The following is a 20124-nucleotide window of genomic DNA, read 5'->3' on the forward strand; positions in this document are numbered from 1 at the left end:
CCTGACTCTTCAAAGACGCTGATGCTGATCTATGGGACAGGGACAAGTTCAATATCCAGTTGGATCTTCTTTGTTCCTTCGTCAGGTTCAATCTGAATCATCGAATCGGGCCACTTGGGTCCTGGAACAATCGGGTTGCTGTAGGTTTGCATCCATTTGCTCTTTGAGTCTCTCGGTACCGTCAGTTCATTGTATCCGACACCGGATTGGAAAGATTGGTGGATACTTTCGACGCCGATCACCGCCGGGCCTGGTAAACCAACCAAGCGAAACTTTCCTTCGGCATCGGTTTGGTAGCGGTCTTGTTGGCCATCGACGTAACCACGATCGAACTCGGGAAGTTCGTCGGCAAACTTGTTCGTCAACAGTGGTAGGTAATGAACTCGAGCTCCAACGACCGGTTCACGGGATTGTTTATCGACAACATTCCCCTCAATCCAAATGCCACGATGCAGTTGAATATCAATTGCAATCGGAGCCATCCCATCAGAGTCGGGGACGTCGATCTCTCGCATGAAGTATGGTTGATTATCGGTCGGACGAACCATCAGTTGGTTGCCGTTGCCCTTCGGCATTTCCGAAATTTGGAACACGCCCTGTTCATTGGTTTTGGTTGGGAGCAACCAACGTTTGACAATGTTTTCCCCTGAGATCTTCGAGATTGCGACGTCGACGCCAGCGAGTGGCGACCCTGTTTCTGCATCGGTCACCGTCCCCGTGACTGTCTGCGATGGGCGACCGGTGAGCGTGAATCTGGCACCATAGACTGTGGTCGGAGAATCAGTGCTACCTGTTTCCTCCCACGGTAGAGGATCAATCGACCGGGAAACAACTTCGAAATGATCAAATGCGATGCCGTTTCCATGAGCATGCATCTTCATGCATCGTTCACGCCCTACGCCGTTGATTTCGAATTCACCGTTCTCGTCTGAGGTGACCGTCTCGGGGACGCCGAGCATGCGAGGTTCACACTGCAGGGAAAGATAATTCACGGCAGTCCAGGCAGGTTCTCCATTTTCAACAGCACTCAACCACGCATCCAAATTCCCCTCCCGCGGTACCCAAATAGCTTCTAGATTGACTGTGACACCACTGATGGGCTGACCTTCCAAGCCAATGATCCGCCCGCGAATGGTTGTGTCTTCGACAAGTTGTAAAGTGATGGCATCGGACTCTTCCACTTCTATGAACTTTGTAAATTGCCCGGCAAATCCGGGCAGGGTCGCGGAGATGACGGTGTACTTCCAATGGTCCTCCCATTTCGTACCAAGGACCGGTAGGTCGCCGTACGGCTGGGTGTCGACCGAGATCTCAAATTGACCCTTTTCATCAGCGGTCACTTCTACCATGGTAGTTTCAAAACGTTCGCCCAGCAGACCTCGCATGTCAGCGTAGACAGATGCTGCGGAACGAACTTTCGCACCAGAAGCTGGGCTACCATCCGGTTTGAGAACCTGTCCTCGAACCTGAACTGTTTTGGACTCAACAGGCTCTTCCACGATCAGCTCGTCATTGACCTGCGCGGTTGCAACCGTGACGGTGCCGACATAGATCGCTGCCAACAAGCTGGCAGCCGAAACCAAGACAAACGCCCATCCGCGTTTGCTCACCAAAGTTTGTTTGTCTCGAGTTTCATCGAGTAGCCCCGCCACACGTTGTTCTAATTTCCAGTGTGACGTGAAAAAGCCCACGCTGCCGGGGACTGTTTTTGGCTGCTGGACAAGTTGGGCGAACGACAGCAGTGCGCGGCTATAGATCGGGGCGGCGGTGGTTGCCAGCACGAAGTTGTCGCAGACCTCTTCGCGGGCTCTGGCGAGTTCACAGTTGAGCTTCCCTACCAGCGGATGCGGCCAGTAGATCGCCGCGACAATGTTTTGCAACAAGACGACGATTTGGTCCCGCCGGACGACGTGAGCGACTTCATGAACCAGGACGTCGGCAAGTTCGATTGGGCTTGAGTCGTCGATCAAACGCTTGGGAAGGACGACGGAACCAGTCAATATTCCTGCAGCGAACGGGCAGGTGACTTCATCCGAAGCAAGCAGACGTGGAGTGCGTTCTTCATGGCAACCGGCCAGTGCACAGGCTTTCGTGAACATCGCAACGTAGTCAGGGGCGTCGATAAGCCCCGCTCGTTGTAGGATCCCCGCGAGTCGGATCCATCCAGTCGCCATCCGTACTAGCAGCACCGTTGCTCCCAATGCCCAAATCACCGTGGCGGCGGTCGTGGTGATCTTCAGTAGCTGCATGAGGGAGCCAAAGTCTACGGTTGAGGCAGCGGATGGTTTCGTAGGAACATCGGCGACGCTCGTTGGCTCGCTCGTGATGGACGCATTGGCAGCATCGTCTGCGTGGTTCGCATCCGGGACCGGTGGCGTGATGAATGCATTGACCTTCTGTGTTGGCAAACGTTGCATCGGCGACTCGCGTGCCCGCGTTAGCTGCTCGCCTGCGGCAGATGCTATCGTTGGAACGTTTTCATTTGGCAAGGCAAGCGTCAGCCAGCCACCTCCTTTGCATTGAACGAGTGCCGAGACCGCGGGGCTGGCCAACACCAACAGCAGACCGCAACTCAGAATCCAATATCGCATAGCGGCTCGTTTGCGAAACAACATCGCGACGCACAACAAAATCGCTGTCAAAACGGTCGAGTGAATCAGTACATTGATCACCCACAGAACCAGTTGATCAGAGAGCGTGTTCATGATTGATCTCCGCGTTTTGTGCCCGATGTACGATTGGCTTTGTTGAACGATTTTGTCTCTGCCGTGTCGATCATTTTGCGAATGCGATCGGCTTCATCGGTCGTCAGACCACGATATTCCATGAGGGCCGTGACCATCTCTTCAGGCGAACCGGCGAAGAGTCGATCCACCATCTGAGCAACCTTCGCCCCGAGGGACGCGGTGCGAGGTCGATTGGCCGAGTACCAGAACGTTCGCCCTTCTACCCGGTGTTTCAGCCAACCGCGCTCTTCCAGGCGGACGATCATCGTTTGAATCGTGTTGCGAGCAACCTCGCGTTGCTTGCGGAGTTCGTCTCTGACCTGGGTGACGGTGACCTCCTCTTCGTCCCAAACGACCTCCATGATTTCTCGTTGCGCCTTCGTCAGCGGTGTGTAGTCCTGCTTTGCCATATCGCGTTTCCTTCGAAAGAACTGGTTGCCTACTCCGTGTAGGCATTGTTGCCGACAAGACGTAGGCAAGTCAAGTTTTTTCTTAAGAATGTTTTGCGACGCCGATTGGTTGCCGTTGTCTTCCGACCCAGGTCTAGTTGTTTAGACGAGTTGTGTAGCTTCAGGGTGCAGATCCCCGTCGCGTCAATTACAAAGAAGAACACCACCGTGCTGACCTGCGGAGTCCCACGAGGGGCCGCCGTCAGCCGTGAACGTGGTCACGCTGTCGCGCAAACGCGAGGCTCGATCAACAACAAGCCCGAAGCATTGCCCGGTCGCAGTGGTTCGCCGCTGTTCAACGAAGCGGGAACCAAATTCGTCGGCCTCGTCGCATGGCGAACCGGCGACGGTCATGGACTCGCCATGAACGCGGCTTGGGTGCGTGCATTCGTTCGTGGCGAAGTCTCCAAAGCCGAAAGCGAGCTCCCCGACGACGCGATCCCGCTTTGGCAATCTCGCGTGCGTTTGGTTCTCGTCACGTCACATGGTTGCCAACCCTGCGAACTGCAAAAGCAGTCGATGCCCGACGACGTTCGCTACGAATCTGTGGACATCGAGAACGTCATCGCGAAGGGCTACAACGTCAGCGTAACGCCAACGCTGATGGTGTTCGTTGATAACCAGCTCAAGCACACCGCAAGCGGCCTGCTTCGCAGCGATCGCTTGCAAGCGTTCCTCGCCCGCTGGGGGTTCTCTAACCGAAACGAAGAAGACCAACCCGACGACGCCGACCTCTCCGACGACCTGAACCCATGGAGCAATCCCCGCCGCTGAGAACACGTCCCCATCCGAGACCGCATCGACGACGCCAAAACCCGCTTCGCATGGTGGCTCCTCGCCAGATGGCTCGGCTTCGCGGCGGGAGGCGTAGCGATCCTAGTTCCGTGGGTCGTGATCACGCACCGAGCGATGCGAAAGCTGCGTAGAACGGAGGGCGATGCTGCAAAACGCCCTCATCAAAAATGTCGGAAATTAGCTCGTAAGCCGAAAAGTCGATCTTCCCCCTCCCCAGCCACCAAATAGCGTCGAAAACACATTACAATACAGCACTTACGTGCCTTTGACGGGGGCGAAAGCAAAGAAAATCTCTTGACTCACGACAATTTGGCCGATATCTTTCAGATGTATCACCAATCTAGCAAAGGGCCCTCGGTGCGGAACGTGCTTGCACTTCCAAGCCCTCGGCCCTGACCATACGAAAGCATCTGTCAGTCGGCAGGTGCTTTTTTTTTAGCCCGGAAACTCATGTGGCTCCCCGACCATCCTGACGATAAGCAGAACCCCGGCTCCGTATTCCTTTTGGCGGCGTGGCATGAGCTCTTTTACGGTTTTACGCCCGACTCGTTTCAGCCAAGACTTCATAACGTCCCGTCGCTTATCGAGGAACTGATCGACATTGGAAATCTGTGGCAGGCTGAGCCTCGCAACGCCGCCCATGTCGAGAAATTGAAAGCGGAACTTGCTGCAGCGATAAAATCTGAAGACGATATTCTTCGCCAGATTCCCACCTACAAGTCGCGAGCTATATCGCTCACGAAAGCGAAGACACCGGAAGCGATTGTTGCCGGCGGCGGAATCCTTGTCGGTCAACGGCGTTCATATTGGAAAGCGTTCAAGTCACTGGCATTGAAAGCGGCAGGCGAGTTGCCTAGTCGTAAACAGTCTGCAATCGAGAACCTTCGGCGATTAGCAACATTCTCGTTCCAGCATGGAAAGGAAGACGATGATGTTTGGGAACCAGTGGACAAAACGGCGAGCAAGAATCCGGTTGACGTGCTTCGAGAGTTGATCGCTTTAACTCAACAAGACGAGAGTCAATACTCGTGTACCTTTACGATTCTCGGTGATGTTACCGGAATGCACTCAGCCGTTCGCAAACGTGGGCATCGTGTCGTTTCCATCGACGCTTTACCCGACGACTACACAGCGGCGTTGTCGAACGAAGGGTCTTCACTACACGTCCGAGTCGATTTACCCGCGAAGTCGATTCGCCACGCTGTTGCCGATGCTCGCGAACGCTTGGAGTTGGTTATTGGCCTCGCCAGTCTCTATCAGAATCCATCGGCACTACGACTCCATTCAACGGCGTTCGTTTCGTCATCTGGTCATGACAACGTATTCCTGCAGAGCGAGCAGGCATTTCGTCGGCTCCATCCACGAACCCACGCGGATCGCGACATCAAGGAAGCGATTGATCTTGTATCAACCACCAACGTCGATCACCGAATTTTAGCAGCAGTAAAACAACTGGCACTTGCTTCCGGTAGCAGTGATACACGCACTCGGTTCGTCAATCTCTGGTCATCCGTCGAAACCTTGGCCGGTGCGCACGAAGGCGAGACTGCAATGGAGAGGGTAAGTGAGTTAATTGTCCCTCTTGTGATTTCGCGTCATGTTCATCGAACGACGCGTTACATGACGATATTAACACAGAAGTTTGGCGATGCGACAGGAAGTCGAAACTACGGCGTAGGATTTCGGGAAACAAAGAACGGCGTAATCTTTTCCGATGACATGCTCGTCACACTCACATCGAAGTGTCGCGACCCGAAGATCGACGAGCTATTGAAATTTGCCGAGCATCCTCTTCTGCGATATCGCTTATACGACGCGTGGAAACTCTTTCACGACCCCAAACAACTACGGGCCAGATTGGAAGCGTCAAAGCAGCGTTTGGAATGGCAAGTGGCGAGAATTTATAGAGCCCGCAATCTGTTAGTCCATGAGGGCCGCGAAGTCCCACATATCGTTCCGCTGCTCGACAACCTACAGAACTATCTGTCGATGCTGGTTCAGCGATTGATCCATGAGACGAAGCGGAACAAGACAAACGAATGGGGAGTGCGTCACTGCATTGAATACTGGAAAGGCCGCATGAACCACACGCTTGACGGACTCAAAGAAGATCCGGCCAGTTTGACGACACGCGATTTCCTCGAAAAAGGTAATCGCGTCTACCTGTGGTCGGATCGTTAAACTACCGATTTGTCGGCTAACCCGATGAAACGTTACCGACCGGGAATCGCGAGTACCTTTTCGGCCGATCCAAACTATGAGCGGCCTGAACGTAGTTTCCCGTTTTGTGATCGAGGAACAAATCAGCCGGTCCTGCCGCATAAAACTCTTCACCACCTACACCGCGATTACCGCCAAACCGACGTTGTCGTTCCTCTTGCTTCAGAAACGAATCGTATTCTTGTTGGCTTAAGGGCGGAAGTTCCGCAGCGGACTGATAAATGATTTCGCTTGCGTCAGTCTTTGCAGGTCGCCCGCACTGTTCGCAGTAGGCGGTCGCGATCGCCGGCTCGGTTGTGGCAGATTCCGAGATAGTCAATCTGCTCTGACCGAACGCATACAGATCGCCCGCGTGCCCAACATTATTAAGGAACGTTGGCCCGAGGCCGTACGCTGCTGCGGTACGACGAGTGTGGAAATCGCCTTTACATAATGCAAGGTGCAGCGAAACAGATACTTGAGGAGCAGCTGTCTACCCTAAGAAAAGAACTTCTGGAACCTGCAACATGATAGAGCCCCACGTGGGACGAAGCACTTTTTAACGGTCCAGACGCCTCCGCGTCCATGATGGACTGCGTCTTGCGTCGATTACAGCAACCACTAAGACCACGTCATTATCAACGCGATAGTAGATCGTGAATGGGAACCGCCGCGAAAGCGAACGGTAATAGCCGTAGACTTGTTCATGAACGCCACCATAAATCGCAAGCGATTCGATATCAGCGATAATTGCAGATCGAAAATAGTCTCCCAGTCCTGCGTTCTGTCCTTCGTAAAACCAAAATCCATCGGCAATGTCTGCTTCTGCGTCACTGCTGATATTGACGATCATTGACCGAGCTTCAAAAGACGAGCTTTTGCATCACTCCACCTTGATACGCTCGCCTCGCCATTTGCGAGACGGCGAGTGCGTTCGGCAAGCACTTCTTCGTGCCACTGCGGAGATTGCACGTCACCGGGCTTCTGACAAAGACTCGACCAAATAGTTTCCATCGCTTCCATCTTTTCAGCGACAGACATGGAATCGAGGGGAAGATCAATCGACATTGGGGGCTCCTTCACTTAACGGCTATCCACCTCAGTTTAGCTTGTAGGTCTCAACCTCGCGATTGGCTTTGAACGATTGCCAAAATCGCCTGTTTGATGGCGGGGTCCAGAGTGGACCAGAGACGCACGACGTCGCGTAGCGTCGAATCGCTCGAAAATGCTTCGCACTCTGCTTCGCCTATGCCCGAACTATGCAGCTTTTCCAAAGAAAAACCGCATAGGTTCGGCCCCTGCCGGGTGAGGCGTGCCGACATCGGGCCCGATATGCGGCGGCATCCTACCGCCGAAGGCTGTCATGCGTCGTCGATTCGCTCTGCCCAATACCCAGGCCGACGGCGCGTGTGGGCGACCGCGATCACCAATGGTGTGTCTTCACGGATGATGTACGCCATCACGAACGGATAGCGACGAAAGCGGAAGCCACGCGTGCCATGAAAATAGGTCGCCCAAGATTCAGGTGACCGCAACACCAACTTTTCCGCGTGATCGAGTTCCGCTTTGAAACCGTCAGCCACTTCTTGACCGACCATCGCGTACTCGGAGAACGCCGCCTCGACTTCGTCGGCGGCGAGCGGGTGATATTAAAGCAGTGGTGAGTCAGGATTCGCCACTGACCCGCCCACCAATCCGTTCCCAAACTTGATCCGACGAAACGGTCTGAACCGCTCCGCTGTCGATTTCGTCGATGCGGCGTTTCATCTCGTCAGACCAAGCCGGGTCTAACTCGACTGACGCAGTCGAATCGTTCTCGTCAAGCGTCAGCAGAAGCGCGTTGACAATCTCCGCACGATCGCCAGCGGGCAATTGCAATGCGACCTTGATAACTTCGGCGGCGGTTGGGGTGGGAGACATCTGGTTTCCTTCGTGGCTTGGTGGTGCATCTATCATAACGGGGCGACCTCAATCACCCGAAGACCCATTTTCAACGATCAACAAAATCGCGTCTTTGATCGGTTGGCTCAACGTGGACCAGGACCGCACCAAGCGGCGCAGCGATGCATCCAAACCGAGTGCTTCAGCTTCTGCTTCGGGTACACCGAAAACCTCACAAAACGTCCGCGTTTTCGCGGATGTTTCACATCCTCTGGGGTGTACTGAAAAGCCGGTTGCATTACGCTGCCGGCTTTTCTTGTGCGATCGTTGATGGCTCTTGCTCATCACTCCCTCGCGACGATTGAAGGTGCCGGCCGTGAAGATTGAGAAGGAAAAGATGCTGGCGGGTGAACCCTACAACCCGGGTGATCCTGCGCTGCTGGAACGATGGCACGAAGCCAAACGGCTGTTGCGTCTCTACGAGCAAACTCCAACGACGGACCGCGCTCGTTTGACGGAAATCCTGGGTGAGTTGCTTGGTTCGCACGGCGATGGTGTTTGGATCACCGCCCCGTTCTTTGCGGACTACGGTGACAACATTCATCTGGGTAGCAATTGCGAGATCAACGCCAACTGCGTCTTCCTGGATTGCAACACCATCACCATCGGCGACAACGCATTGATCGCTCCCGGCGTGCACATCTACACGGCCTACCATCCGCTCAGTCCACGAGAAAGATTCGGCGATCCATCGTCGGGTGACTTTGCGTTCTGCAAGACTCAAGCCAAACCAGTCGTGATCGGCGACAACGTCTGGATTGGAGGCGGCAGCATCATCATGCCCGGTATCCGCATCGGAAACGGAGTGACCATCGGCGCTGGCAGCGTCGTCACCAAAGACATTCCCGATGGCGTCCTGGCGTTCGGCAATCCATGCCGAGTCATTCGTGAAATTGATTGAGGTCGAAGTATCCTGCTGCGGCCCGGGGCTTCCGTTCAGGCGAGTGCTGCGAAGCGAATTGGACAAAGGTCGTTGAAAGACGCCGCTTTCCTGGAACGAATGGCGACCGTTTGCGATAAGCTGTTGTTGCGATACTCCTAAAGCCGCCACCGCAAGCGTATCAAGTGTTTGCGTCGACTACCCGTGAAGTTTCCACCGCCCTCGTTTGCGTTTCATGATTGGGTTTGCTGAGGTGTTTGTATGCGCATGATCGTTGTAGCTGCCTGCTGTCTTTTCGTTGGCTGTGATGCGTCCTCTCAAAGCGGCAACATCGAAGAGAAGCAACTTGCGAACGAAGTCATCACGTTGACCGAAGCAGCGGAAGCTTCCTTGAGCGAGTTCATGGCTTCTGATCCCTCTGCTGAACTGCTTGAGATGTCAGTCGACTTCGACGACCCGACAACGTGCACCGGGTACCGCTATAACTTGTCCTTGGCATCAGAATTACCGAACGACGAGTTCGTTTTCGCTCAATCCCGCGGCGTTGATATTGCGATCGCCAAGTCGAGCCTTGAATTCGTTCGAGGGACCGCCATTGATTGGATCCCGCTCGGTGATGGACAGGAAGGTTTCTATTTCCATAATCCGAACTCGGATGCACCGATGCCGGATCACGTTCGCGGGTACTACGATTCGATCGAAGCAGATTCGAATTCTGATACCGCACATTTTCAACATTGACCGACCTGATTTGTCTGATGCCCGCTACTGCGGCGTTGATGGTTGTCGGTTGGAGGAAACGATGGCGGCCGCTACGTGTTCTTTCACGGCTAGAAATTTGGTTGCATCGGCTCGCGAGGAAGGTCAGACTGGAGCGACTTCATCACCGCTCGATTGCTGACACATGCTGAGGCAGCTCCCATGACTCGTCGTTCTTTCATCGCTGGATTGTTTGCTCTTGCCTTCGCGGCGACGCCGTGTGCGTTTGCGGAAGGGTTGCCCAAGAGCGAGTCAAAGGCAACACAAGTTGCTAATGACTTGGATCAACACGAAGCCAGCATTCGTGCTTTGGATCGCCAATTCTTTGAGGCCGTTGCCGAGTTGGAGCAGTCTTACGTGAGTGAGCGGAAAGAGCTTCGTGAACAGATCACCGAAAAATTGAAGAAGCATCAAAAGACGTTGACGCAAAAGGGCGATTTGGACGCGGCAGTTTCAGTTCGTGACAAGGCAGAATCCATCCGCGAATCGAAGTTTGCGATCCCGAATTCCAATCAGTCCCCCGATGCCGAACGTTCGATCTTGGGGACTTGGCGATGGAACAATGGGGTGGACATTAAAAATCTCGGCGGTGGCAAGACGAACGGCAACGGAACCTGGCGATTGGTGGACGCGAAAGAGCAGGCGTACGAATTCAAATGGAGCCGCATTCCGGCTGACCGCGTTCGACTTTCCGCCAACGGACGCGTGCTCGAAGGCACCAAAGCACACGACCCGTCGTTTCGCGTTTGGGCCGTTCGCATTGACTGATGCTTGGCGGAGACATCCGTTTGCCGGTTAGCCGAGAAACGAGTTGACGCGATGCGTGCTCGCGTTCTGGCATCGTGACATGAGCCGCCGCGCGAGCATGCATGCTCAAGACATCAACATTGCAACCTTTGTCCTTCCTATTGAGAGCCTCTTGTCTTGCTGAAAGCACTTCGCCGAACGACCACCTCGAGTTCGATCTTTGTCTTCGTGGTGCTGTTGAACCTCGCACTCGGTTGCAACCAACCCGTGGAGCAGACGACTGAGTCATCCAATTTCATCAAGGTCGAAGGCGACGATCCTGAAATGGACTCGGCGATCGAGACCGCTCAAGAGACGTTCGACTACTTCAGGAAGCATTGGCAAGACCCAAGTTTCGATGGGTACAGCGTCAAGTTTGCACTCCCGACTCCCGACGACGACCTCGAACACATTTGGTTTGAACCAACAGCAATCGATGGCGATCAGATCACAGCATCGTGTGCCAATGATCCCGTCAATTTGCCGGACTTGCAGTACGGTGACTCGCGAACGGTCGGCTTGGATTCCCTATCAGATTGGATGCTGGTGAAGGGCAACCAGTGCTACGGCGGATACACGATTCGCGTGCTGACGAAGAGATCTCCGGAGGCGGCACCACCGCTCGAATTCATGGATGTCCCCAGCGATTGATTTGACGTCTGGAATGCGCAGGCTCGGTCGCCCCAGAAATGACTGATATCAGCCTCCCAAATCATTCGGCGACCAACGTTGTTTGGGCGAGGTGTTCCCAGACGCGATCCCAGCGGCGCGATAGGCGACGAATTTTTGATCGCAGTCATGCTGATGCGTTCTTCACTGGAAAGTTCGGGGCAAAAGTTTGACCAGACAGCAAGACCTTGCGTTCATCGACTTGTTGGACATCCTGACGGACCCCGTGTCAGGAGGCCCAAGGACGCGAGCACCGGTCGGGGTTGCCCTACCGATCGGCTTGCTTTTTTTCGCTGGCTATCTGTTCGTAACGTTGCCGACGACGATTCATTTGACGCTGCCGGCCAATCATCGGACGCCATCGCAAACGATGATGACGTCGAGTCCACACGCACGCTACGCCATCTGTCTGATCGTTGCTTCACTTGCGTCCTACTTTCACTTTCGTTGGTACTGGGGCCTTCATCCATTGCTTTGTGACGCAACGCCATTCGTGACGAAGCTTGCTTTGGCCGCGGTCGGCCTATCGATCGGCTATCTCGGCGTGGTCTTGTTCATGACCAGTTGACGAGTACCTCCTTTCGCAGACCGGTGAAAGAATGAGCGACAGCCAAATGAATGAGCGTGCTGTAACCCTAAAACGGTTCGGCGCAAAATTTGGTTAACTCTTGCGACATCGTCATGTGATCGGAGCATGCGTTCTGCTGCTGAGGATTGTTTTCGCGGTGCTCGGCACGACAGCGGTTTGGATGTTCCTCAGTCAATTTTTTCGGATAACGCCACCGCTTGGCGATCTGATCATTTTGCCGACATTCTTGCTGCTATTGCTTTGCAATGGTGAGGAAGCACTGGATGCCCTGCGAGCCTACACCGGAGCGGCGATCGGATTCGCAACCGCCAACCTCATTCTTGGGCTCGTGTTCTACCGCGAAGTCGTGTTCGCTACCCTCGGCGGATTCTTCCTAGCGGTGGTTTGGAATCGCCGTTTGAGGCGACGTCGGAAATTGAACGAGTGAAGTGCGGACGCACCACAGAATCGTCGGCGATCAAACGAGACACGGAAAACGAGAACTGCGATTCCCGGCACTGTTGTCCCGCCCAGAGGCGAGCGTCCCAAAAAAATCCATCGATTTCCCGGTGGAATCCAGCTCGATTTTCGGAAGACATATTGTCGCCCGGCGACTGTGGCCGCTGAGGCACGCTCGCTCAGTAATTCGTGGTGAGCGAAGTCGCAAATCGTTCTCGGCATGGCGGGATAGGCCTATAGATTGCGATCGTCTCTCCATGAGACATATTGGCGTTTCGAGCACCGCTCAAAGTTGCTCAGGGGGAATTACCGCACCCAAAAAGGCTTCAAATGACTCGGCCAGACGCGTAGACTGCCTCACTCGAGGGGATTTAGCCATCTCCAAATGCTCTTTTTGAAGCTCTTTTCTTTTGCGAGGCCTAAACACGTGAAGCGTACAAAACGTTCAGGGTTCACACTGGTCGAATTGCTGGTGGTGATTGCCATTATCGGCGTGCTGGTGGGGTTGCTCCTTCCGGCGGTCCAAGCAGCTCGAGAAGCCGCCCGTCGCATGTCGTGCAGCAACAATTTCAAGCAACTTGGCTTGGCGATGCACAACTACCATTCCGCCTACAACCAACTTCCCGTCCAGGGTTCTGGGACTTTTCGGCCCGACACCCAGGCTGGATCAGGCCCGAATGATTTCCCAGGGCACAACCAGCGGTCCCTTTCAGCACTTGTCGGACTGACTCCGTTCTTCGAACAGCAAGGGCTATGGGAGACGATTAGCAACCCCTACGACAAAGACCAAGACCCATCGACGACGGGTGACGTTTGGCAAGCGATGGGACCGGGCACTTGGGTCCGAGAGTTTCCACCTTGGGCGACTGACATCGCAATGCTTCGTTGTCCGAGCGATCCCGGTCGAGGGCTTCCCGCTTTGGGACGCACCAACTACGGCGTGAACGTCGGCGACGCGATTCACTACACCGAGTGGGGGTATTGGCGTTTTGGTAACAACGCTTGGCGGCAGGACCAGCTCGCGAATGCGAAGGCGGGTTGTCGAGGCTTCTTTGTGCAGCGTCACCACTGCAAATTTCGAGACGTTCTGGATGGTCTATCAAATACCATTGCCATGGGTGAAATGGTGACGGACCTCGGCGATCGAGACAGCCGAACACACATCAATATCAATAACGGATGGTTTCCCGACGGCGTTCGCGGACACGCGAATGTTTGCGACGATGATCTCGATCCGCAACGTCCTCAGTTCTGGGCAAATGGCGTGACTCTGGAGGGTGGCGACACCCGCCGTCGCGGATTTCGATGGGCGAACAGCAACATCGCATTCACCTGTGTGAACTTCATGCGTAGCCCGAACGCACCACTTTGTTTCGGTGGTGGCTGGAGTTCGACAGGTCAAGCATCCGTCGCAAGTCGTCACCAAGGCGGAGCTCACGTTCTGATGGGTGACGGTGCCGTGAAGTTCATCACGGACTCCATCGAAGCTGGTGATCCAAATGACAGTTCCGTGTTCAACGGTTCGACGGCACACCCAGCCGGTTCAGAGAGTCCGTACGGCTTGATCGGAGCTCTTGGCACACGTGCCAGTCGCGAGATCACCGAGGAGTTCTAGTTGACTCTCTCAAGCAATGGTTTTTCCCAAGCCGGCGGCGGTTGTTCGCCGGCCTTCTTTTTTTCCCTCTGGCAAACAGCTCAAACCAGTATGAATCTATTTCGAATCAGTTTTCTTTTCCTCGCTTTCGCATCCACAACTATCTTCGCGGGCTGTGGTTCCGAGGAGAATGTTGTCGTGACTGGCGAGACCGAAATGACCGCCGAAGAAATCGCGGAAGAGGAAGCAGGCGTCGGTGCCGCTGACATGCAAGACTATTGATGAACAGCTCAAGGAAGCGTTAGCTACTTTTCGCGACCGACGCGTCGGGGTGCGTGATCCGCATAAGCTTGGGAGTCACCTAGTGAGGCTTCCAAGCTTTTTCTATTTCATCCGTGTCACGTTGCCTGATTGGATGGCTGGACAAACGAGAAGGCTATAGAGATTGAGTTTCAAAGACGCGAAATCCATCGAGTTTCGGCAACCTCAAAGGAAACGCGTTGCAGCCAAAAGTCTATACAGGGCAAAAGTTTGCGGAGACTTGCATTTCGCAAATGGGCTGTGGTGAAATCGAAAATAATCCGGCATATTGATGGGCGTGAACACATCCCTCCATCCGTATGAATCTGAGAAATCTGCCTTGTTAACGATCGAGAAATACTCCTTCGGTGTCGGTGACCGTTTCGCTCATCAAGCGGCCGCTCAATTGCGATCCTTCACCCGTTTGGCTGAAAAGGGCATCGAAGTCGCTCCGGTCTGGAACAAATCCAATCGCGAACACACGTTTGTGGGGTCGGAGCCGCAAAGCGTCTACGACGCGGCGGCCGAAGCAGTCAAGAAGCTGGGATTTGACCGACCTTGGCACGTGGACGCGGATCACATCGGTCTGCAAACCGTCGATCCTTTCTTGCCTTGCTCTGACTTCTTCACCTTGGACGTGGCGGACTCCATCGGCAAACCAGCCGATGCCTCGGACATCGATGCATTCGTCGCCAAACACGGTGAATTGATCGGAACGTTGGAACTGGACGGCTTGTCGGCTCCCTTGACGATCACGGAAGACGACGTGCGTCGTGTTGCCGGCCAATACATGCTGGCGGCAAAAGAAGCCGGGCAAATCGATCGCCACATTGCGGCCTCCAAGGGCGAAGGCAACTACATCGCAGAAGTCTCGATGGACGAGACCGATCAACCACAAACTCCACCGGAGTTGTTGATCATCTTGGCCATGTTGGCTGACGAAAACATTCGCGTTCAAACGATCGCTCCCAAGTTCACCGGACGTTTCAACAAAGGCGTCGACTACGTCGGCGACTTGGCTCAGTTCGAACGTGAGTTCAACGATGACGTGGCCGTTCTGGCTCACGCGGTCAAGGCTTACGGATTGCCTGAGGTGTTGAAGCTCAGCGTCCACAGCGGCAGCGACAAGTTCAGCCTGTATCCCATCATTCGCGATTGCATGAAGCGAACCGGGGCTGGCGTTCACTTGAAGACCGCAGGCACGACTTGGTTGGAAGAGATCATTGGTTTGGCCGAAGCCGGTGGCGATGGATTGGCTCTTGCCAAAGAAATCTACGTGTACGCTCTGGAACATGTGGATGAGTTGTGTGCTCCTTACGCCAGCGTCATCGACATCGACCGTTCCAAGCTGCCTGATTCGGCTGCGGTTGATCAATTGGATGGTCCCGCATTCGCGGAACTGATCCGACACATTCCAAGCAATCCAAATTTCAACGCTCACGTTCGCCAACTGTTGCACGTGTCGTTCAAAGTCGCTGCGAAAGCCGGCAACCGTTACACCGACATGTTGAAAGCCAACGAAGAGATCGTTGGACAACAAGTCACTCAAAACATTTACGACCGTCACCTGTTGCCACTGTTCGTTGGCGAAGACGGCCAAGCCATCGGAACAGGAGCCTGAGCATGAAGGCGTTGCAACTGAGTGCTCCCAAGCAATGGGAGCAAGTCGACATTGCGGAACCGTCGGCACCTGCCGCCGGCGAAGCCCTGGTGCGGATTCACCGCGTCGGCGTTTGCGGAACGGATTTGGGTGGTTACCTCGGCAAGTTTCCGTTCTTCTCCTACCCACGCATTCCAGGCCACGAATTGGGCGTGGAAGTGTTGGCGATCGGCGAGGGCGTGGACAACATCAAGGCGGGTGACCGATGCAGCGTTGAACCCTACATCAATTGCCAGAAGTGTTATTCCTGCACGCGAGGTCTTACCAACTGCTGCGAGTCACACCAAACGCTGGGCGTGATGTGCGACGGCGGCCTGACGGAACAAATGATCTTGCCCGCCCGCAAATTGCATCCGGCCAACAACCTTTCTTACGAGCAATCCGCTTTGGTGGAAACGCTGGCCATCGGTTGTCATGCAATTGATCGCGCGGTGGTGACTGAGAAAGACACCGTGTTGGTCATCGGATCGGGCCCCATCGGTTTGTCGGCGACCGAGTTCGCGCGCGTTGCGGGTGCGAAGGTCATCGTGGCTGACCTCAGTCAAAAACGTCTGGACTTCGTGACTGAGAAGATGGGTGTTGAACACACCATTCAGTTTGACGGGTCCGAGGCGGACATCGAAAAGTTGGAAGCGATGACGGACGGGCGCCGTGCGGATGTCGTGGTCGATGCCACGGGCAATCACCACTCGATGCGTCGTGCCATGGAGATGGCGGCGTTCGGCGGACGAGTCGTCTATGTTGGGATCACTCAACAAGATTTGCAATTCCCCCACGCGCCGTTTTTGCACCGCCGAGAATTGACGATCCTGGCCAGCCGCAACGCGTTGACGCGTGATTTCGCGAGGATCATTGATTTGATCGAAACCGGCGTCATCGATACGGATCCGTGGATCACACATCACGCCAAATTCGAAGACGTGATCGAGTCGTTCCCATCGTGGACCGACCCCGAATCGGGCGTGGTCAAAGCCGTCATCCACGTTTCGTAACAACGTGTGGCACAAATGAAACGCCGCAACGGCCGTCGACCATTCAGTTGATCGACGGCCGTTCGCACCTTGGTGCCGCACCGGACAGCCAACACCGGGGTACCGTGCATCCCGTCGTCAGATTCGTCAAGAATTTGGCCGAACACCCCGTAGCCGAAGTCGTCAAGACTTCGGGCGCGCATCGAACGAGCTTCCCGATCGTCGCGGATCGCTCCGCGGTCCGTGGGTGGAGACCTCGCTTTGTTCCAAAGCATCGGTCGGGGCGTCATGTGAGACATGACCTACACGGGGCATCATCGGTCAGCGCCTCAGTGGCGAATTCGTCAAGAATTCGGATCTGCATTTTGTAGCCGAAGTCGTCAAGACTTCGGGCACGCACTGAACGCGCCTCCCGATCGTCGCGGATCGCTCCGCGGTCCGTGGGTGGAGACCTCGCTTTGTTCCAAAGCATCGGCCGGGGCGTCATGTGAGACATGACCTACACGGGGCATCATCGGTCAGAGCGCCCCCTAGCTGAATTCGTCAAGAAATCGGACGGCATCGCTTCCACAACGAGACCCCGCTTCCACGCACCCCGTCTCCCATCCTTCACATGGGGGATTTCGTGACGCCGATCAACCTTGACCCATCTTGCCCGAACTGTATGATTTGACGCAGTGGCAAGCCAGGGAAGTGCGGTCGCTTGTGACCCTTGCGAGTTCAGCGGATTTTAAGTGCGTTTGTGACTCTGGGGGTTGAAGTGCTAGTGCATCATCCCAGAGGTTTTGCTAATTGGAGTGACAGAGTGAAGCTGGGTGCTTCGGTGAGAGTTTTTGCCGACCCCGATGGCTTCACGCTTTCCTCGTTTCGGTATTGGGCTACCCCACAGGGAGGACGGTTCCCGCCATGACCACAAAAACGGTATTCACGACTGGCGAAGCAGCCAAGATCTGCAAAGTCAGTCAGCAGACGATCATCCGTTGTTTTGACAACGGCTCGTTGAAGGGTTTCCGTGTTCCGGGCAGCAAGTTCCGGCGCATTCCGCGTGAGCAGTTGTTCCTGTTCATGAAGGACAACGGCATCCCAACCGACGCCCTGGAAAGCGGCAAAAAGAAACTGTTGATCGTGGACGACGATCAAGACCTGGTCGACTTGATGCAGGACGGTTTCCAACGCGACGGCCGCTTCGACATTCGCACCGCGAACAACGGGTTTGATGCCGGGATGGGGGTGAAGGAATTTCGCCCCGATCTGGTGATCCTCGATGTGATGCTTCCCGATATCAACGGCAAAGAAGTCTGCCAGCGGGTTCGCAGCGATCCTTCGATGGACACGGTCAAGATTCTGTGCATCTCCGGGATGGTTGAACACAGCAAAGTGGATGGACTGAAGGCCGCGGGTGCCAACGACTTCATGCAGAAGCCGTTTTCCATCGATGACTTGGTCGGCCGCGCATGCAATCTGCTCGAAATGGATCGCGGTGTCATCGGCTGATTTGTTTGTCGGTTGGCTACCGCCGATCGTTCTGCCTCGCGACGAACACGCTCCCACCACTTCGCCGTCTCAACGCATTTGGCTTCCGATGCGCTCGAGTTCATCCGCGACGTTGATGGGACTGCTGGCTGGTCGTGGCGGGACGGCGACGCGTCAATCGCATCAGCAAGCGTCTTTGTTGAAGTGTTTCCGGCACGACGCTGCCTTGTGTTTGTTCACAGCGGCCCAATTGGTCCAGGAACACGAACGGCGATGGCGGCCTATTCCTAGTCAATGGTCCACGGAACAGTTGGCCCAGTGGTGGATGCAGCATGGTCAGACGACTTGGGATGGCGAGCAATTTTTGGCGACGCCCGATCACAAAGAATCGTCGCGTTTGCTCGAACGCTACACGCGTTTGGATCAACACTTTCAAACGCTACCGTTCTCTCGTTGGTTGCTTGAGTCCGACTTGTGGTGGAAGGCCGCTCGTCTGCATCGCAGTTCCGGCATCCGGCAATCACTGCATTCCATTCGGCTGATTGACTCTCGCAAAGAAACGGATGGAGATCACGCTGGATCGAGTGATGATGCACGTGGCAGTACGGCTCTGCAGGCTCACGTGACCTTTGGCCAAGTCACCTCGCTTCAACGTGAATGTGAACGTTTGCAGGAGCAGCTTGCGAGTACCTTGGAAGACGCGCGTCGCGACCTCGCGAAACAATTGGCGTACGGTCTTTCCCACGAGATCAACAATCCGCTCGCCAACATCTCGACACGAGCACAGGGGTTGATGTCGCGCGTTCAAGACGACCGGCACGCGGAATCACTGCAACGAATTGTGGATCAATCCTACCGGGCTCATGCGATGATCGCGGACTTGATGTTCTATGCGAATCCACCGAGCCCGTCGCTGGAGACAACGTTTTCGGTTGCTGAGGTGTTGCAGCAAACGAGCGAGCGTTTGCGAGCGAAGCTTTTACGCGATTCGATTGATTTACAGGTTCAATGTTCGCCCGAGATTCATTGTCATGGCGACCGGGCGATGTTTGGCGAAGCGTTGGTGGCATTGATCAACAATGCGATGGAATCGATTGGCGTGGAAGGTCGGATTGTGGTTTCGGTGGAAGCCGTTTCGGACGGACCTTGTCGATTGACGATTGCCGACAGCGGCGAAGGAATCAGCGAGGAGGATGCGCGACGTGCCTTCGATCCGTATTTCAGCGGCCGAGAAGCGGGGCGAGGATTGGGGTTGTCGTTGTGCCGAGTCCATCGAATCACCGAGATGCACGGTGGCAGCATCCGGTTGATTCCGGCCCTGGTTGGGTGCGTCGCCGAAATGACCTGGCCCCAAGTCAAGTAGCCGAAGTCGTCAAGAGTTCGAATGCGCCTTCCCGTAGCCGAAGTCGTCAAGACTTCGGATGAACCAACACCTGTAGCTGAATTCGTCAAGACTTCGGACGAGCATCAAACCGGCCATTCCGTAGCCGGATTCGCTAAGAATTCGGAAGGGCATCGAACGAGCCTACCGATCGTCGCGGATCGCTCCGCGGTCCGTGGGTGGAGACCTCGCTTTGTTCCAAAGCATCGGCCGAGGCGTCATGTGAGACATGACCTACAGCGGGTCGCCCATCACCGAGTTCGAAACGTGCATCCCGTCGTTTGATTCGTCAAGAATTCGGACGAACCAATACCCGTAGCTGAAGTCGTCAAGACTTCGGATGAGCATCGAACCAGCCATTCCGTAGCCGGATTCGCCAAGAATTCGGGAGGGCATCGAACGAGCCTCCTGATCGTCGCGGATCGCTCCGCGGTCCGACGGTGGAGACCTCGCATTGTTCCAAAGCATCGGCCGGGGCGTCATGTGAGACATGGCCTACGCGGCAATCGTTCCC

The 20124-nt window shown here is 55.1% G+C and carries 20 protein-coding genes and 1 pseudogene; 14 read left to right on the forward strand and 7 right to left on the reverse strand.

The annotated features are described in order from the left end of the window. Positions 1 to 29: 29 nt before the first annotated feature. Both LOC70_RS03730 and LOC70_RS03735 read right to left on the reverse strand, forming a co-directional pair. The gene (locus LOC70_RS03730; RefSeq protein ID WP_230251928.1) at positions 30 to 2705 is read right to left on the reverse strand and encodes a M56 family metallopeptidase; all 2676 of its coding nucleotides are present in this window, start codon (positions 2703 to 2705) and stop codon (positions 30 to 32) included. After that, complete coding sequence (locus LOC70_RS03735) at positions 2702 to 3136, reverse strand: BlaI/MecI/CopY family transcriptional regulator (RefSeq protein WP_230251929.1); 435 nt, start codon at positions 3134 to 3136, stop codon at positions 2702 to 2704. The genes LOC70_RS03730 and LOC70_RS03735 overlap by 4 nt, the downstream gene beginning before the upstream one ends. A gap of 165 nt (positions 3137 to 3301) precedes the next feature. Here LOC70_RS03735 and LOC70_RS03740 point away from each other — a divergent pair, with 165 nt between their 5' ends. Both LOC70_RS03740 and LOC70_RS03745 read left to right on the forward strand, forming a co-directional pair. Beyond that, the gene (locus tag LOC70_RS03740; protein WP_230251930.1) at positions 3302 to 3949 is read left to right on the forward strand and encodes a thioredoxin family protein; all 648 of its coding nucleotides are present in this window, start codon (positions 3302 to 3304) and stop codon (positions 3947 to 3949) included. Positions 3950 to 4420: 471 nt separating this feature from the next. Beyond that, positions 4421 to 6151: a hypothetical protein gene (locus LOC70_RS03745; protein WP_230251931.1), complete on the forward strand. Its 1731-nt coding sequence runs from the start codon at positions 4421 to 4423 to the stop codon at positions 6149 to 6151. Positions 6152 to 6728: 577 nt separating this feature from the next. Here LOC70_RS03745 and LOC70_RS03750 read toward each other — a convergent pair. From LOC70_RS03750 to LOC70_RS03760, 4 genes and pseudogenes are all read right to left on the reverse strand, one after another. Further along, positions 6729 to 7022, reverse strand: a complete 294-nt coding sequence (locus tag LOC70_RS03750) for a type II toxin-antitoxin system RelE/ParE family toxin (protein ID WP_230251933.1) — start codon at positions 7020 to 7022, stop codon at positions 6729 to 6731. Beyond that, positions 7019 to 7237, reverse strand: a complete 219-nt coding sequence (locus LOC70_RS24575) for an addiction module protein (RefSeq protein WP_368861079.1) — start codon at positions 7235 to 7237, stop codon at positions 7019 to 7021. Before LOC70_RS24575 ends, LOC70_RS03750 begins: the two co-directional genes overlap by 4 nt. 293 nt (positions 7238 to 7530) lie before the next feature. After that, positions 7531 to 7806, reverse strand: a pseudogene (locus LOC70_RS03755) (hypothetical protein); the annotation flags it as partial. Between the two features lie 28 nt (positions 7807 to 7834). Continuing rightward, a complete protein-coding gene (locus tag LOC70_RS03760; protein WP_230251936.1) occupies positions 7835 to 8089 on the reverse strand; it encodes an addiction module protein in 255 nt (84 codons plus the stop codon). A 337-nt stretch (positions 8090 to 8426) separates the two neighbouring features. On the opposite strand from LOC70_RS03760, the gene LOC70_RS03765 reads away from it, so the two are divergent. The 12 genes from LOC70_RS03765 (at position 8427) to LOC70_RS03820 (ending at position 19592) form a co-directional block, all read left to right on the forward strand. Then, complete coding sequence (locus tag LOC70_RS03765; protein ID WP_230251937.1) at positions 8427 to 9011, forward strand: sugar O-acetyltransferase; 585 nt, start codon at positions 8427 to 8429, stop codon at positions 9009 to 9011. 246 nt (positions 9012 to 9257) lie between these two features. Next, on the forward strand, positions 9258 to 9731 hold the full coding sequence (locus tag LOC70_RS03770; RefSeq protein WP_230251938.1) for a HesB/IscA family protein: 474 nt from the start codon (positions 9258 to 9260) through the stop codon (positions 9729 to 9731). 180 nt (positions 9732 to 9911) lie between these two features. Next, a complete protein-coding gene (locus LOC70_RS03775; protein WP_230251939.1) occupies positions 9912 to 10517 on the forward strand; it encodes a hypothetical protein in 606 nt (201 codons plus the stop codon). Positions 10518 to 10673: 156 nt separating this feature from the next. Next, on the forward strand, positions 10674 to 11186 hold the full coding sequence (locus LOC70_RS03780) for a DUF2314 domain-containing protein (RefSeq protein WP_230251940.1): 513 nt from the start codon (positions 10674 to 10676) through the stop codon (positions 11184 to 11186). Positions 11187 to 11373: 187 nt separating this feature from the next. Further along, positions 11374 to 11772 (forward strand): hypothetical protein, encoded by a 399-nt coding sequence (locus LOC70_RS03785; protein WP_230251941.1) that lies wholly within the window; start codon positions 11374 to 11376, stop codon positions 11770 to 11772. A 157-nt stretch (positions 11773 to 11929) separates the two neighbouring features. Continuing rightward, entirely contained in the window at positions 11930 to 12220 is a 291-nt protein-coding gene (locus LOC70_RS03790) for a hypothetical protein (RefSeq protein ID WP_230251942.1), read from the forward strand. Positions 12221 to 12616: 396 nt separating this feature from the next. Further along, the gene (locus LOC70_RS03795; protein WP_390888991.1) at positions 12617 to 13846 is read left to right on the forward strand and encodes a DUF1559 domain-containing protein; all 1230 of its coding nucleotides are present in this window, start codon (positions 12617 to 12619) and stop codon (positions 13844 to 13846) included. Between the two features lie 90 nt (positions 13847 to 13936). Then, positions 13937 to 14107 (forward strand): hypothetical protein, encoded by a 171-nt coding sequence (locus LOC70_RS03800; protein WP_230251944.1) that lies wholly within the window; start codon positions 13937 to 13939, stop codon positions 14105 to 14107. A 358-nt stretch (positions 14108 to 14465) separates the two neighbouring features. Then, a complete protein-coding gene (locus tag LOC70_RS03805; protein WP_255715364.1) occupies positions 14466 to 15746 on the forward strand; it encodes a tagaturonate epimerase family protein in 1281 nt (426 codons plus the stop codon). Between the two features lie 2 nt (positions 15747 to 15748). Then, positions 15749 to 16777: a zinc-binding alcohol dehydrogenase family protein gene (locus tag LOC70_RS03810; protein WP_230251946.1), complete on the forward strand. Its 1029-nt coding sequence runs from the start codon at positions 15749 to 15751 to the stop codon at positions 16775 to 16777. A gap of 885 nt (positions 16778 to 17662) precedes the next feature. Continuing rightward, positions 17663 to 18250 (forward strand): response regulator, encoded by a 588-nt coding sequence (locus LOC70_RS03815; RefSeq protein WP_230251947.1) that lies wholly within the window; start codon positions 17663 to 17665, stop codon positions 18248 to 18250. Beyond that, positions 18237 to 19592: a sensor histidine kinase gene (locus LOC70_RS03820; RefSeq protein ID WP_230251948.1), complete on the forward strand. Its 1356-nt coding sequence runs from the start codon at positions 18237 to 18239 to the stop codon at positions 19590 to 19592. The genes LOC70_RS03815 and LOC70_RS03820 overlap by 14 nt, the downstream gene beginning before the upstream one ends. Positions 19593 to 19844: 252 nt before the next feature. On the opposite strand, the gene LOC70_RS03825 is transcribed toward LOC70_RS03820, so the two are convergent. Continuing rightward, complete coding sequence (locus LOC70_RS03825; RefSeq protein ID WP_230251949.1) at positions 19845 to 20006, reverse strand: hypothetical protein; 162 nt, start codon at positions 20004 to 20006, stop codon at positions 19845 to 19847. Positions 20007 to 20124 lie beyond the last annotated feature (118 nt).

The sequence above is a fragment of the Rhodopirellula halodulae genome, assembly GCF_020966775.1.
Lineage (GTDB): Bacteria > Planctomycetota > Planctomycetia > Pirellulales > Pirellulaceae > Rhodopirellula > Rhodopirellula halodulae.